Annotated in this window: 1 protein-coding gene; it reads right to left on the reverse strand. The window is 70.3% G+C overall.

The features are described 5' to 3' along the window. On the reverse strand, positions 1-240 hold a 240-nt coding region (locus tag E0702_RS17835), incomplete at its 3' end, for a cytidylyltransferase domain-containing protein (RefSeq protein WP_439952343.1). Positions 241-259: the final 19 nt, after the last annotated feature.

Raw genomic sequence — 259 nt, forward strand, 5'->3', positions numbered from 1 at the left:
GTTGCGGCAGGTATCTGAGGTCATCACCGCCTCGGCCCCGAACCCCTCGGCATGACTGCGGATGCGGTCGTCATCGGTGGCCACCACGACCCGGTCCACGCCCTCGGCGGCCATCGCCGCGTCCCAGCTGCGCCGGATGAGCGAGCGGGCAACCCCCGTGGCCCCACGTAACTCCACCAGCGGCTTGCCGGGATAGCGGACCGACGGGTACCGCGCCGGGATGACCACCAGAACCGACATCAGGCGGCCTTCAGGTCCA

It is taken from the genome of Halomonas marinisediminis (genome assembly GCF_004347715.1).
Taxonomy (GTDB): domain Bacteria; phylum Pseudomonadota; class Gammaproteobacteria; order Pseudomonadales; family Halomonadaceae; genus Halomonas; species Halomonas icarae.